The organism is Streptococcus sp. HMSC066E07 (genome assembly GCF_001814695.1).
Taxonomy (GTDB): Bacteria; Bacillota; Bacilli; order Lactobacillales; family Streptococcaceae; genus Streptococcus; species Streptococcus hominis.
Genome location: NZ_KV817466.1, coordinates 130,822 through 146,279, shown reverse-complemented (window position 1 = coordinate 146,279; position 15,458 = coordinate 130,822). Strand labels below are relative to the sequence as shown.

General features: G+C 39.5%; 8 protein-coding genes. All 8 read right to left on the bottom strand.

Features of this window, described 5'->3' with window-relative positions; all coding sequences use genetic code 11:
• Positions 1 to 19 precede the first annotated feature (19 nt).
• Complete coding sequence (gene glgA, locus HMPREF2984_RS09085) at positions 20 to 1,450, bottom strand: glycogen synthase GlgA (protein ID WP_003028054.1); 1,431 nt, start codon at positions 1,448 to 1,450, stop codon at positions 20 to 22.
• Positions 1,447 to 2,586: a glucose-1-phosphate adenylyltransferase subunit GlgD gene (gene glgD, locus HMPREF2984_RS09080; protein WP_003028053.1), complete on the bottom strand. Its 1,140-nt coding sequence runs from the start codon at positions 2,584 to 2,586 to the stop codon at positions 1,447 to 1,449. Before glgD ends, glgA begins: the two co-directional genes overlap by 4 nt.
• On the bottom strand, positions 2,576 to 3,718 hold the full coding sequence (locus HMPREF2984_RS09075) for a glucose-1-phosphate adenylyltransferase (RefSeq protein ID WP_003028052.1): 1,143 nt from the start codon (positions 3,716 to 3,718) through the stop codon (positions 2,576 to 2,578). Before HMPREF2984_RS09075 ends, glgD begins: the two co-directional genes overlap by 11 nt.
• 3 nt (positions 3,719 to 3,721) lie before the next feature.
• Positions 3,722 to 5,632 carry a 1,4-alpha-glucan branching protein GlgB gene (glgB, locus tag HMPREF2984_RS09070; protein WP_003028051.1) on the bottom strand — a complete coding sequence of 637 codons (1,911 nt, stop codon included), beginning with the start codon at positions 5,630 to 5,632 and terminating at the stop codon, positions 3,722 to 3,724.
• Between the two features lie 520 nt (positions 5,633 to 6,152).
• Entirely contained in the window at positions 6,153 to 9,833 is a 3,681-nt protein-coding gene (gene addA / locus HMPREF2984_RS09065) for a helicase-exonuclease AddAB subunit AddA (protein WP_070671182.1), read from the bottom strand.
• Positions 9,830 to 13,102 (bottom strand): ATP-dependent nuclease subunit B, encoded by a 3,273-nt coding sequence (gene rexB, locus HMPREF2984_RS09060; RefSeq protein ID WP_049533581.1) that lies wholly within the window; start codon positions 13,100 to 13,102, stop codon positions 9,830 to 9,832. Before rexB ends, addA begins: the two co-directional genes overlap by 4 nt.
• 120 nt (positions 13,103 to 13,222) lie before the next feature.
• Positions 13,223 to 14,437, bottom strand: a complete 1,215-nt coding sequence (locus HMPREF2984_RS09055; RefSeq protein WP_003028048.1) for an ABC transporter permease — start codon at positions 14,435 to 14,437, stop codon at positions 13,223 to 13,225.
• Positions 14,434 to 15,327, bottom strand: coding sequence for an ABC transporter ATP-binding protein (locus HMPREF2984_RS09050; protein ID WP_049513659.1), 894 nt, complete (start codon positions 15,325 to 15,327; stop codon positions 14,434 to 14,436). The genes HMPREF2984_RS09055 and HMPREF2984_RS09050 overlap by 4 nt, the downstream gene beginning before the upstream one ends.
• Positions 15,328 to 15,458: the final 131 nt, after the last annotated feature.

Here is a 15,458-nt window from a genome sequence, read left to right as displayed (position 1 = left end):
AACGGCAAACTCCTTTCTATCAATAAAGAGATTGGTACAAATGACTGTAAGCTTGGCTAGCTGTATCCCATGAAAAATCGCGTTCCATAGCCTGTCTTTGAAGGTTATACCATGTATCTTTATCATTGTGGTATACGTCAATAGCCATGTCAAATGTCCATTTCAGCCAGTAACCTGAGAAATTATTAAAGCTAAATCCAGTTCCTGTTCCTTCATAAGCATTGTAGGGTTGAACGGTGTCACGAAGACCACCAACTTCATGTACAAGTGGTAATGTTCCATAACGCATGGCCATCATTTGGGACAATCCACATGGCTCAAAGCGACTTGGCATTAAGAACATATCACAAGCTGCATAAATTTCTTGCGCTAATTTCACATCAAAAGTGATATTGGCAGATAATTTTTCTGGATAGGCTTGACCAAACCAAGCAAATGATTGCTCAAAAGATGGGTCTCCTGTTCCTAAAAGGATAATTTGTACATCATCTTGTAGTAAATTGTGTAATTGATCCACAACTAAATCAAAACCTTTTTGCCGAGTCAAACGTGATACAATCCCTACTAGAGGTACATCATCTCGCACAGGCAGACCAACTTTTTCTTGCAACGCACGCTTATTAGCAAGTTTGCCAGATAAATCATCTTTATTAAAATGATGATCCAGTAACGCATCTGTTTCTGGATTATAAATATCTGTATCGATTCCATTGACAATACCTGAGACTTTACCCGACTCCATCCGCAAAATTTGATCCAAACCGCAACCAAACTCTGGTGTCATAATTTCACGTGCATAACTTGGTGACACGGTTGTCACACGATCTGCATACAGTATCCCTGCTTTCATCCAGTTGAGGCAATCATTCCAACGCAAAGTACCATCTGCATAACGCTCATATCCTACTCCAAACAAATCCCAGAGCATCCCATCCGAAAATTGCCCTTGAAATTCTAAATTGTGAATGGTTAAAACAGTCCGAATACCATGATAAGCCTGAATCCAATGGTATTTTTCTTTCACCAAAAATGGAATCATCGCTGTATGATAATCATGCACATGGAGAACATCTGGAATAAAATCCACTCGCTCCATTAACTCAACAGCTGCCATTTGGAAATAGGCAAAGCGTTCGCCGTCATCAAAATCACCATAAACATGCCCACGGAAGAAATAGTATTGATTGTCTATAAAGTAGAAGGTCACACCATTTAAAACGGTACGTTTCACGCCTACATATTGACCACGCCAACCGACCTTCACTTCAAAATGGAACAAGTCTTCCATTTGGTCGCCAAACTTTTTATCCACCATATCATAGTATGGAAGAATGACGCCCACTTCATGACCTGCCTTCACAAGAGATTTAGGGAGAGCGCCAATGACGTCTCCCAAACCTCCTGTTTTAGAAAAAGGTGCCCCTTCTGCTGCTACAAATAAAATTTTCATTGAATTCTATCCTCTGTTACTTTTTCACCTTTTTTAATGACAACTGGGTTATCAACTGTTCCTCGAATGGTCACATTCTCAGCAACCTCAACACCCTTATCTAAAATAGCATTTTCTACAACAGCATTTTCACCAATAAGGACACGTGGGAAGAGAATGCTGCTTTTAACACTACTTCCTTTGTTAACGCGGGTATTACGAGAAATGACAGAATCAATCACTTCTCCTTCCACGATACTACCAGAAGCGAATTGAGAATTTGAAACCTTAGAACCGACTGCATAATAAGTTGGCTCTTCATTTTTTACTTTAGTATAAATCTTTTGATTTGGGGAGAAAAGAGAATAGAATTTTTGCGAATCAAGCATATCAATATTGGCATTGAAGTACGAAGTGACAGAATGAATATTTGCTAAATAACCCGTATATTCATAAGCAAATGCTTTTTCCTGAGTAGCTAAATCACGTAAAACATAACGTAATTTTTGAGGAAATTCTTTTTGTGCTTCTATTTCTAACTTTTCAATCAGCCAAGGTGTATCCACAACAAAGATATCCGTTGACATGTTGTACAAATCCTGATCTTTTTTATCATCAAAAAGATGGTGATTTTTCACATGATCTGTTTCATCAATTTCCAAAACAGCGTTGACTTCGGAAATTTCTTCTTTTGGTAATTTTTTATAGACAACTGTAATCGGTTGATCAGTTGTACCATGTAAGTGGAAGACTTGGTTCAAGTCGATGTTCACCAAAACATCACAGTTCAATGCTACCGTTTGATCGCTGCCCGAACGTTTTAAGTAGGTCAATAATTGCTCGTAGTATTCTTTACCAACAGTAGAACTTTCTACGCGCGTATTATAAATACCAAGATAGTAGTGACTCAAAAGAGTAGACAGCCCCCATTCACGTCCAGAACGGATATGGTCAAAGACAGAACTAATATTATCTTGTTGGAAAATGCAAAAGACGCTCCGAATCCCTGCATTTGCTAAGCTGGATAATGGAAAGTCAATCAACCGATATTTCCCACCAAAAGGCAAGCTGGCAACTGGACGATGACTTGTCAAAGTAGACATATCATGAAATCCAACTGTATTTCCTAAAATTGCTGAATATTTATCAATCTTCATCTGATGGTACCCCCACTTTCTCATTGTATCCGATAACTTGTACTTCGTCTGTTCCATCAATTTCTACACCATCAGAAATGATAGCTCCTTCACCGATAATAGCACGTTTGATTTTTGCTCCTTGACCAATGATAGCTCCACTCATAACAACAGAATCTTCTACAACTGCATCTTTACGCACCTGAGCTTCCGTAGAAAGAATCGAATGTTTAACCGTGCCATCTACCAAACAGCCGTCCACAACCAAAGAATCTTCAACATGAGCGTTCTCTCCAAGGAAGTTTGGTGGGGAAATCAAGTTCCGTGAGTAAATTTTCCATTGACGATCACGGCTATCTAAGGCATTATTGGGATCGATATATTCCATATTAGCTTCCCAGAGAGATTCAATCGTGCCGACATCCTTCCAGTATCCGTTGAATTCATAAGCGTAGACGCTCTCGCCAGACTCTAGATAATTTGGAATAACATTCTTACCGAAGTCAGACATATCTACATTGCTCTTTTCAGCAGCTACCAGCATAGTACGCAGGCGTTTCCAGTCAAAGATATAAATCCCCATAGAAGCCTTGGTAGACTTAGGTTCAGCTGGTTTTTCTTCAAACTCGACAATGCGGTTATTGGCATCTGTATTCATAATACCAAAACGACTTGCTTCTTTCAGAGGGACATCTAGAACAGCCACTGTTAAGCTGGCATTGTTATCTTTATGAGACTGAAGCATATCATCATAATCCATTTTGTAAATGTGATCACCAGACAAAATCAAGACATATTCAGGATTGATAGTATCAATATAATCAATGTTTTGATAAATCGCATGGCTCGTTCCTTCAAACCAACGATTTCCTTCACTTGCTGAGTAAGGCTGGAGAATGGATACTCCTGTATTAATGCCGTCAAGTCCCCAACTAGAGCCATTCCCAATATGACTATTCAAAGCTAATGGTTGATATTGAGTAATGACACCAACATTATGAATCCCTGAATTCGCACAATTGGACAAAGCAAAGTCAATGATACGGTAACGTCCACCAAATTGTACTGCTGGTTTGGCAATACTTTGAGTGAGTTTTCCAAGACGCGTTCCTTGCCCACCGGCAAGAATCAAAGCTAGCATTTCATTCTTCATTTGTTACTCCTTTTTGGACTTTTTACTTACATTTGCTGATTTCACACGACGTTTAATCTTCCAAATACTTGCCCCTAATGCTGGCAAAGTAAAGGTCAACGTCTGAGGATAATCCTTCCACAAGCCTTCTTGAGACTGAACCGTTTGATTGTGCTCTTTCCACACACCTCCCCATTCTTCTAATTCCGTATTCCAAATTTCTTCATATATGGCTGCTACCGGAACACCAATGGTAAAGTCTTTGCGCTCTACCGGAGCCATATTAAAGACGCAAACTAACATATCTCCCTTGTCATTTTTCCGAATAAAGGAAAGCACACTTTGATCTGTATTATCCGCATCAATAATCTCTAAACCGTCCCAACTCAAGTCATTTTCCCATAAAACACGATTTTCTTTATAAAGCTGATTGAGCTGAGAAGTGAAATGCTGCATCTTGGCATTCATATCATCAGCCAAATCACGCCATTCCAAAGATTCTTCGCATTTCCACTCTAAGAATTGTCCCCATTCACTACCCATGAAAAGTAATTTCTTACCTGGGTGACACATTTGATATGTATAGAGATTTCGCAGACCAGCAAATTGATTGTAGCGGTCTCCCCACATCTTATGCATGAGGCTCTTCTTACCATGCACCACTTCGTCATGAGAGAATGGCAGTAAGAAATTTTCAGAGAAAGCATACATAAAACTAAAGGTTACTAGATTAAAATCATACTTGCGGTAAATTGGGTCTTCTTCGTAGAAGCGCAGAATGTCATTCATCCAGCCCATGTTCCACTTGTAGTCAAATCCAAGACCACCCATTTCTGCCATACCTGTAATCTTTGTATCACTCGTGCTTTCCTCTGCAATCATCATGACATCTGGATGAGCCAGTTTGATAACCGTGTTCAAGCGTTGAAGGAAGTAATAGCCTTCGTAGTTGCGATTGCCCCCGTCAATATTTGGTTGCCATGGACCACTATCATAATCTAGGTAGAGCATGTTGCTAACAGCATCCACGCGGATTCCGTCTAAGTGATAAAAGTCAATCCAAAACTTGATACTAGAAATCAAGAAAGACTGCACTTCATTCTTTCCTAAGTCAAAATTGAGAGCGCCCCAGCCGTAATTATGGGCACGGTCATGATCCTGATATTCAAACGTAGGTGTACCGTCATAATAAGCCAAGGCATCATCATTGATAGTAAAATGACCCGGCACCCAGTCAACAATAACTCCGATATTATTGACATGACATTCTTCAACAAAATCACGAAACTCTTCAGGCGTTCCATACGTGTGCTCAAGTGCAAAATATCCCATTAGCTGATAACCCCAGCTCAATCCAAGTGGATGCGCCATTAGTGGCATGAATTCCACATGAGTATAATTCATTTTAACCAAATAAGGAATCAGTTCATCTTTTAATTGAGCAAATGAATACGGGCTACCATCCTCATTTTTCTTCCAGGAACCTGCATGAGCTTCGTAAATATTCACTGGACGTGAGAAAAATCCCCAACGTTTTCTGCGAGCTAACCATAGACCATCTTTCCATTTCTTTTCTGGAATCGTCCGAATTACTGCACCTGTACCAGGACGTTTTTCAAAATAAACTGCCAGCGGATCAATTTTCAAAATTTCTTGCCCGCTACTTCGTTTGATGTTGTATTTGTAAATGTCTCCTTCCTTAGGTAAATCCGTAAACACTTCCCATACGCCACCTTCATTACGTGCCATAGGGATTTGATTTTCATACCAGTCGGTAAAGTCTCCAATCAGATGCACACTCTGAGCATTCGGTGCCCATACACGAAATGTATAGCCACTTTGCCCATCTACTTCATCTTGATGAGCCCCCAAATAGTGCTGCAAATGGAAATTTTCACCTGTGGTAAAAGTTCTCAATGCTTCTTGTCTATCCATTTTTTCACCTCGTTTTGTAAGCGTTTTCTATGATTCTATTTTACTATTTTTCCTATTGCTTTTCAAGTAAATTTCCATTATTATTACAAAAAATTCTCAAAACCGAACATTTCTTCAAATAATGCCCACTATTAGCAAAAATAACTAGATTTTGTTAAAATTTTAAACTTTTCATTCCATTCCTACTAAATAGTCGATAAAAGAGTAAACTTTTTTAAATGAAAATTTTCATAAAGGTCTAGACAGCTTTACAAAAAAGGCCACACAAAGTCGCCTTTTGATTTAGTTTATAAGATTGAATTGCAACAACAGGATATAATTTCAAATATCATTCCTCCATCGTCTGGTTACATACTAGTTTACCGTATTTTTCTGAAATTTTCAATAACTCTTTCTAAAAAACCAGCTAATTTGTGAACTTTTTTATTTTTTTACAACTCAAATATTCGGAAATAGAGGATTCTATTTTTGTAAAAAAGAATTGGGAGCATTCATCAGCCCAATTCTCTAAAAATCTTATCTAGTCTACTTTTACTACTTGAAGTTGAACTCCGCCTAGCAGCACTAGATATTTTTCTATTTTTTCAATACCATACGAACGACGAAGAGCTTCAGCATAAAGTGATAATTGTGCTTGATAGCGATCCACTAATTCACTTGGATTTGTATATTGATCTGTCTTATAATCAAAGAGAATGATTCGGTCCGTCAACAGTAGATAACCGTCCAAAATTCCACGGACTACAAAATCCTGTCCGCTCGCTTGATCTTGCTTTAACATAGCAAAAGGAGCTTCACGATAAACTTTATCCGCCTGCTTCAAGAGCAGTTGACCAAGCTCTGTCTCAAAGAAACCAGCTATCTTTTGCAAATCAATCTTCTTTTTAACACTTTCTTCTGCCTGAACCTGTTTTAAAACTTTTCTCAAAATAACTATCGTAGGGGCTTGATCCAAAGGAATACGCTGCATCAGTTCATGGATAGCACTACCGATTTGCGCTCCTGTAACAGGGGCTTTTTTAGCAAAGTCTGGTAGTTCAAAAGAAGTTTTTCCAATAAAATCTGGAGTTTTTTTCTCCATAATTTCAACGCCGTCTGTATCCATGACCGGTTCATAAAATTTCTTGATTTGGCTCGGTGTCCGAACACTTGGCAAATGGATGGCAGCTCGATACTGAGTATTTAGCCTGTCCACATTTTCCAAAATATCCAAAGCCCTGCGAATATCCTCAGACTGGCGATTGTGCGCTAAGTTCTCCTCGACAATCCGTTCCTTCAGCTTTAGCTGACCTATTTTCTCACTTGTTAAATCGCTATCCGTCACAAATCGGGTTGAAAAGGTTAAGTCATCATTCTTAAAGACGGTTTGCAAAGCCCAAATCCAGTCTTGAAAACTTGTCATAGTTCGCCTAATGGAGGCTGCTAAACGACCATTTTCAGGAGCAGGGAAGGTCTTTTTCTCCAAGCTTTCTTGACGACCTTTGCCAACCAGATATAGCTTTTTTTCTGCCCGCGTCATAGCAACATAGAGCAGACGCATTTGCTCAGAAATACTCGCCAAATGAATCTCACGCTCATTTTGCACATAAGGAAGAGTATCGATAGACAAACGAACATGATTAGGCGCCAACTTATCAGTTACATCTACCGCTACGTCCGCGACATACTTGATACCGACGCCATTTTGACGACTGAGAATCAAGGCAGAGCTGCTATCCTTACGATTGAAGGCTTTATCCGTATTAAGCAAAAATACATATTTAAATTCCAAACCTTTGCTCTTATGAACTGTCATCAAGCGGACTGCATGCTTCGGAGCCGCAACGACGACACTCGCCAAATCGTTCTGTGTTTCCAATATTTTGTCAATCATCCCAATAAAACGAGATAGACCTTTAAAGCTCATCTTTTCGTAGTCATTTGCTCGCAAAGTAAGAGCGTAGAGATTCGCTTGACGCCCTGCGCCATTTGGTAGGGCTCCTACATAGTCATAATAAAAGCGGTCTTGATAGATTTTCCAAAGCAAATCATAGAGCGAATTTATTTTTGCAAACTCTCGCCAATCTAGCAGTATTTCTTGAAACTGCTGGATTTTCTTTAAAAGAGGAGGTGTGATGAGTTCGGGATGTTGGCCGTGTCCACTCAAAGTGTTTTTCAATTTCTCATAGAGATTTTCCTGATGAACAACGTGATTAGCTTCAGTCACTTTTTTTTGCAAGGCCAAACGAGCCAATTCATCTTCTGTAAAGGTGAACATTGGCGACTTTAAAAGCGCCACTAAAGCATAATCATTGAGAGGGTTGTTAATCGTACGCAGGGTATCCAACATCACCATAACTTCTACAGATTGCAAATAATTATCCTCGCCACCGTCTGAAACGACTGGGATATCGTATTTAGCAAACTCAGCTAAAATCACATCATTGCGCGTCCGCGAAGCCGTTAGCAATGTCATATCTTCAAACGGGACACTTTCCTCATTGTACAGACGGATAATTTCCTTAATGACCAGCGCTACTTCTCCTGCAGAAACAGAAGAAACATCCTTGTCATTCCCCTCATTATTCGTCTCAAGTGTTCCGTCATAAATGAGAAACTCCGTCTGATATTGTGGATTTGGCTCTTTCTTATCAGGATTTCCAGCTACCAGATAATGCGTTTCATTGTAATCAATTTCTCCCACTTCCTCATCCATGAGACGTTTGAAAACGTCATTCGTGGCTTCCAAGACTTCTACATGACTGCGGAAATTCTCTTTCAAAACAATCAATTTCCCTTGCTGGCTATCGTCTTGATACAACTTGAACTTATCGTTAAAAATCTGTGGATCAGCCTGACGAAAACGATAAATAGACTGCTTAATATCCCCCACCATAAAGCGATTATGTCCATTTGATAACAGTTCTAGCATACGTTCTTGCGTATGGTTGGTGTCTTGATACTCATCCACCATAACTTCATGGTATTTATTTCGATAAAAATGGCGCACATCAGGAAATTCTTCCAAAATCTGAATAGCAAAATGACTGATATCTGCAAATTCAAACGCATTTTCTTCTTTTTTCCGTTGTAGATAGCTTGTCACAAACGATTTCATAAATTGCTGCAAGACAAGCAAGATTTCCTTGGCTTCCTCATGATAGGTCACTTGAAATTCAAAGCGATAAAATTGATCTGCCAAATCTCGTAAAACTTGAATTTTTTCTTTGCGTTTTTCGTTATAGGCGTTAATAATTTCTTTTAATTCTTCTTTTCGTCCGCTGTTCGTCAAGGCTTTTCCATTGCTGGCACGCGATATTTCTACAATGTTATTGAGCGTTGTGAGATAGGCTTCCTCAGAGGAATGCCCTTGTAAACTTGCCAGACAATCAAGCACACGCTGCACATTTTCAAGGTATTTTGCTTTGGGAAATTCCTTGGCTTCATTCGCCAAATGATACTGGAAAAATTCTTCTAGGTCAAAAAGGGCTTCTTTTGTTTGTGCTAAAAGTTGCGCTTTTTCTTCTTGGAAATCCGCATGAGCGTAAGCTTTCAAGAAATCTTGTTCTAAGTATTCGATTGGGCTACTGGTGGATTGCAAAAAAGCATAAATCTTATAAACCTGCTCTCGAAAACCAAGCAAATCTTTCCTCTGACCTGTAAAATTTTTGACTAATTTTTTAAACAAAGTTGCCTGATCAGATTGATAGAAGTCTTCAAAAACTTGCTCGAAAACTTCATTTTGCAGCAATAACTGCTCACTTGCGCTTTGTAAAATGCGAAAATTCGGCGCCAATTCTAGGAGATAACCATATTTATTGAGGACCTTTTGGGTGAAAGAATCCATGGTACCAATGTCAGCATTCGGAATATCAGCTAATTGCTGTGCCAAATGCTGTTTGAGCTCCTCATCATCTGTTGCCTTCAAGACCTTGGATAACTCTTTCTCCAAGCGCTCTTTTAATTCACTGGCTGCTTTAACGGTAAAAGTCGAAATGAAGAGCTGGTCAATGCGAACTCCCCGCAGAATTTGGTCAATAATCCGCTGCACCATAACAAAGGTTTTTCCTGAGCCTGCAGAAGCAGATACAAGGATATTTTGACCGGAGGAGTAAATGGCTTCGATTTGCTCTGGTGTACGTTTTTGAGCTTTGTCAGACTGTGCTTCTTGATCCTGCAAAGCACGAATCTCTGCTTGACTCAAAAATGGAATTTGCTTCATTTTTCTAACTCCTCCTTCATCTTTTCTATCCATGCTTGACGTTTTTTTTCACCTGTCGGGTGGCTATCTAACTTAACCAAACGGCGAGCGCTAGAGAGGTGAAGGTTCGCTTCAAATCCCGTAATGGACTTGTACTGCTCCACAAAAGGTGCAATACTTTTGCCATTCTCCGTATAAGGATTGATGTAAAAATGCCCTGCCAAGATCTGCTCAGCAGCACGGCGATACAAGAGTGCATTATAAGCCAACAATGTCTCCAGCTCCTCTTGACTCAACAGATTCACTTTCTTTTTATCGTACAAACCATTCAGCTGACGAGCCTGCTCAGACAAGAACAGACCTTTGTATTCTAGATTCTTCATTGCTTCTTTGACAGCGTCGCCTTGCGACTTCGTCTTGGCTAAAGGCACAAGTGGATTGGCCATCTGCAAATACATGGCACCAAAAGTCTGTACTTCATCATTCGCCCACTTTTCTTGCTTCAACGCCATTAGATATGTAGGCAATTGAGAATTTAGACCATTGAAGAATTTTTGAAAATCAAAATTTGTGTCACTTGATTTATAATCCACAATTCCCAGACTACCGTCACTTCTCAATCGGTCAATGCGGTCAACTTTCCCTCGAATTTGAAGATTGCGTCCGTCTGACAAGGTTAGAACATTTGTTTCTTCTTGTCCGAAAACAGCCTCTTCTTGAATGGTTTCGACTAAATCATTTCTCTCTAAAACCTGTCCTGTCGCACGCGCGGTGTCCAGCAAAACTTCGTGAGCAAATAATGCTTCTGCATTTTCTGTATAAAGAGCTTCAAATTCCGCTTCCTGACTCGCTTCTTGAATGGCTTTTTCTAGACGATGATCGAATGACTCACTAGACTGCTCTTGCATAACTTTTTCAAACACACGATGCAGAAAATTTCCATGACTACGCGCATCTGGATGAATCGTCATTTCTTCCTGCAAAGCCAAGACATACTTCAAAAAATAAGCATATTGATTGCGATAGAATTCTGTCAAAGCTGAAGTAGATAGCTGAAATGCTTGATGAGGCGGATAAAGAACTTGTAATGTCTGCGTTGACAAGGTTTCTGTTTCAAGACTTGACGTTACATTAGGAATCGAAATCCCTTCGCTTTCCAATTTTTTGCGCAAAACCCGTACGACGACTGACCAAAAAGTCTGTTCTTTCTCAGTCAGAGAACACTCCCGATCAATATCCCCTTGATTTAACTCAATAACCCTCGCCAACAGAGCTCGATAAGTTCCAATATCATCACTTGTTGCCTGCGGACGCTTCACTTCAATCGGCAGCTCAATTGGTCGTTCATGCAATTCTAACAAATATGGAGAAATGTTGTTCTCTATTTCATTGACAATCTGAGGAGTAGAGAGCACCAACCTCTCCGTTGCAGCATTCAGAAGTGACAAGGCGACAAAACGATTTTTCTGGAGATTTTCCTGAGCAGCAATCAGCAACTCCGAATGCTCATCAGTTGCTTCATTTAATCGTAATCGGTCTTCATCTGACAAGAGGCTCTTGTTTTGCGCAATTTTTGGAAAATAGTCTTGAGTCAAACCAACAGCATAGACAAAAGGACTTGACAAAGGCTCGATCAAATCATAAGACTGAACGGTCACAACGTCTACTGTTGCTGGAATAGTCCGATAATTGGATAACAGCATTCCTGACTGCACTAAAGCCAAAAAATCATCTAGCTTGACCTTATTAGCTGAAAAGACACTAGCAAATTGTTCCAAAACATGACAAAAAGCCTTCCAGACTTCTTCTTGTCTTTCTTGGTCTTGCAGGTTCGTAAAATCTACTAAAGAAGCAAAATTCTGAGAAAAAGCAATCTCTGTCAAAAAGTGATGAAATTTCTGAAGCAGACCTGTCGCTGTTTGACTGCGAGATTTGAAAAATTCCAAGAGCGGAGTGACTATTTTTTTTCTTAATTGATTGATGTGAATCAAGTCAAATTTTTGATGCTGATTGTGAGTAAAATCTTTAGAAAATTTACTAATCCCTTTTACATCCGCAAAGCGAATATATTGCTCAAACAAATCCAGCTCTTCTTGCGTTAAACGACCATAAAGACCTGTCTTCACAAGATTGAGCAAATCCTCCGTCCGAAAATTATAGCGTTTCAAACGCACTAAAGATTCGATAAATTGCACCAAAGGGTGATGTGCCATAGACTCGCTTCGCCCCAGATAAAAGGGAATCTGATACTGATCAAAAATCGTCTTTAACTGCAAACGATAGGCTTCTACATCTCCCAAAAGAACGCGAATATCCTTGTAGCGAGCACCGTCATGAACTCGCTGGCGAATGCTCTTTGCCACATATTCCAGTTCTTCTTTTTGATTGACAGTCGACCAAATCTGTACATGCGAGCGGTCTTGCTCCGTCAATTCCAACTCAACATCTGAGAAATCATAGCGGCTTTCTAGCAGTTTTGAAATCTTTCCAAAAGCATCATCTGGCTGTATTGACGGTCTATATTCAGGTTTTACCTTATATTTATCTGCCAAATGGCGCAAGAAATCCACGCTAGCCTGATAGAGATTGCCCTCTCGAAAAGTCGCACGATAAGCTTTTTCACTTGCATAAGCACCAATGACGATTTCCACACCTTTACGATGTAGCAGCTCTACCAAATAAGCTTCCTCAGCAGAAAACCGTGTAAAACCGTCAATGACCAAAGCCAATCCTTGCAATTCTTTATCTACATCAGCTGCTATAATGTGATTGGCAAAGGCCATGATATTTGACTCAGAAGTAAATTCACTCTGATTCAGCTGATGCATAACAGCTTGTAAAATCTTGATTAAATCTGCTTTTTTCTCGTCTTCATCCAGATAGTCCAAGTCTGCAACAGTCATTTGAGCTTCTTGCAACTCATGATAAAGCTCAACCAATTGCTGAATAAACTGCGCATCCGTCCGAATGCCGCCGTACACCTGCAAATCATGCTCTTCCATTTCAGATAAGACCTTATAAAAGAGCATTCCCAAACCAATATCGTCTAATGGTCTGCCTTGCTGCACATCATTGAGGACAAAATAACGCGCCATCTGCGCAAAACGTGTCACCGTAATGGCAAATGAAGCACGGTTTTCTAAAAGACGCAAAACGGCTCTTTCCTTTTCAAATGAAAGAGAGTTGGGTGCAATATAAAACACGCGCTTGCCTGCTTGTGCTAAACGCTCTGCTTCTTCTGTTAGAATGTTTGTTAAGGGATTGCGAATATCCGTATAAAGTAATTTCATGAGCATCCTTTTTGTCAAAATATAGTCCTATTATATCATTTTTAAAGTTTTTCAACAGCGATTGACTACATACCTTTTCAAGAAAAAAATCCCCACAAGAATACTTGTGGAGAACGATTTTTAATGATAAGCTAAAGCTTTTTTGAAGCTCTTCCAAATGCCAATGTCATCTGTTTGTAAAATTAAACTGGAGTAAATCCGACCGATATAAACTGTCATTCCTAAGGTAAAGACAAAGGCAATGGCAAATGAAATCCAAGCTTCTAGCCCATTTGCATAACCGTTAATGGCACGGAAGGGCATAAAGAAGGTCGAAATAAACGGAATATAAGAACCAACTTTCAACAAGATCGTGTCACCAGCGTTTCCAAGAGCCGTCACTCCCAAAAATCCCAAAATAATCAGCATCACAACAGGCTGAACAGCTTTCCCAACGTCTTCAATCCTCGTTACCATTGAGCCTAAAAAGGCAGATAAAACCACAAACATAAAGACACTCAAGGTGATGAAAGCAATGGTATTAAAGGAAATTGCCTCTCCCAAATGCTTCATCAGATTTGGATTGGCATCTAAGAATTCTTTTACAAAAGAAATCTGGTCTGAAAAAGCAAGCAACAGCACAGCGCCGATTACATAAATACCCACATGGGTCAAGATAACTGCAAAAATTCCAGCCATTCGACCATAAAAATATTCAGATGCCTTGATACTGGAGAAAATAACCTCCATAATCTTCGTCCCTTTTTCGCTTGCAATTTCTTGAGCAGTGGAGCTTGTATAGACAAGGAGAATCATGTAAAGCATAAAACCAATTGCTGTTGCGACAATCGTTTGAGTGGCCTTCTTCGCTTCTTTCTTCTCATCAATCTTTTCTTTGAAATCAATAGCTCTTGAAAGTAGCTTCACTTGATTAGCTGATAAATTAGCTTGGCTAATATTTGCAACCTGTTGCAACTGCATCAGTTTCTGTGTAATTTCAATTTTTGTAGCACTACTCATGCTCGTATCTGCAAAATAAGTTGCCTTGATTTGCCCCTCTGCTTCTGATACTAGCAAATATCCACCAACATCGCCATCTTTTACAGCTTTCTTAGCTGTTGCTTCATCTTTATAATTGATATCCAGATTCTTAGTATCTTTCAAAACTTCCTTCACTTGAACATTGTTTGATACAACTGCGACCCGACTAGAATTACTGCTTGACATAGAAGAAAGGTAGCCAACACCTAAACTCAATCCTACAAAGATAAAAGGGGATATGACCATAAAGACAAAACTCCATGACTTGACATGACGAAGATAGGTTTCTTTGATAACAATTAAAGTCTGTTTCATACTTCCACCCCTGATTCTAACTTAAAGATTTCATCAATTGTTGGAGCTTGTTGGTCAAAAGTTTCAATATATTGTCCTTTAGTCAGCAAGTCAAACAATTCCTTACCAGCCGCTTCGTCATCTAAGACTAAACGCCATGTTCCTTGATTGGTTAGGCTGGCTTTCGTCACATGAGGAAGTGCTTCTAATTCCGTTTGAGACAGCGAGCTAGACACAAACAGACGTGTTTTGCCATATTGATTACGAACTTCCTGCACGCTGCCATCCAAAATGACTTTCCCATCACGAATCATGACAACATCATCACACAATTCTTCCACATTGGTCATCACATGGTCAGAGAAAATAATGGTTGCTCCTCGCTCTTTTTCCTCAATAATGACTTGTTTCAAAATCTCGGTATTGACAGGATCCAAACCACTAAATGGCTCGTCTAGGATAATCAAATTTGGCTCATGCAAAAGTGTGATAATCAACTGCACTTTTTGTTGATTCCCTTTGGACAAGCTCTTGATTTTATCAGTCACTTTTCCTTTGACTTGCAAGCGCTCCATCCACTGAGGCAATTTTTCTTTCACAACCGCATTTGGCACTCCCTTTAAATTTGCCAAATACCGCACTTGCTCATAAACGGTTAACTTAGGCATCAGACTTCGCTCTTCTGGCAAATAACCAATTTTCCGATAGGTCTCCTGAGAAATCGGTTGCTTATCAAATGTAATGTTTCCGCTGTATTCTAAAAAACGCAGAATACTGTGGAAAATCGTTGTTTTCCCAGCACCGTTCTTTCCGATCAGACCGAGGATTTGTCCTGATTCAGCCCTGAAATCAACACCAAATAGTACTTGTTTTTGCCCAAAACTTTTTTCTAACTTCTGAATTTCAAGCATCCTAAACCTCCTAAAATTCTAAGCTCACTATATGTATATATACAATCTCTATATTTAATAGTATAACATTTTGAAAGCGTATTTTCAAGTTTTTGTGTAAAATTTCCTTATTTTCTACAGCAAAAAGAGAG

Coding starts and splice junctions, on each gene's coding strand:
- HMPREF2984_RS09075 (WP_003028052.1), bottom strand. CDS start 3,718: ATGAAGAATGAAATGCTAGCTTTGATTCTTGCCGGTGGGCAAGGAACG.
- glgD (WP_003028053.1), bottom strand. CDS start 2,586: ATGAAGATTGATAAATATTCAGCAATTTTAGGAAATACAGTTGGATTT.
- HMPREF2984_RS09055 (WP_003028048.1), bottom strand. CDS start 14,437: ATGAAACAGACTTTAATTGTTATCAAAGAAACCTATCTTCGTCATGTC.
- glgB (WP_003028051.1), bottom strand. CDS start 5,632: ATGGATAGACAAGAAGCATTGAGAACTTTTACCACAGGTGAAAATTTC.
- glgA (WP_003028054.1), bottom strand. CDS start 1,450: ATGAAAATTTTATTTGTAGCAGCAGAAGGGGCACCTTTTTCTAAAACA.
- HMPREF2984_RS09050 (WP_049513659.1), bottom strand. CDS start 15,327: ATGCTTGAAATTCAGAAGTTAGAAAAAAGTTTTGGGCAAAAACAAGTA.
- rexB (WP_049533581.1), bottom strand. CDS start 13,102: ATGAAATTACTTTATACGGATATTCGCAATCCCTTAACAAACATTCTA.
- addA (WP_070671182.1), bottom strand. CDS start 9,833: ATGAAGCAAATTCCATTTTTGAGTCAAGCAGAGATTCGTGCTTTGCAG.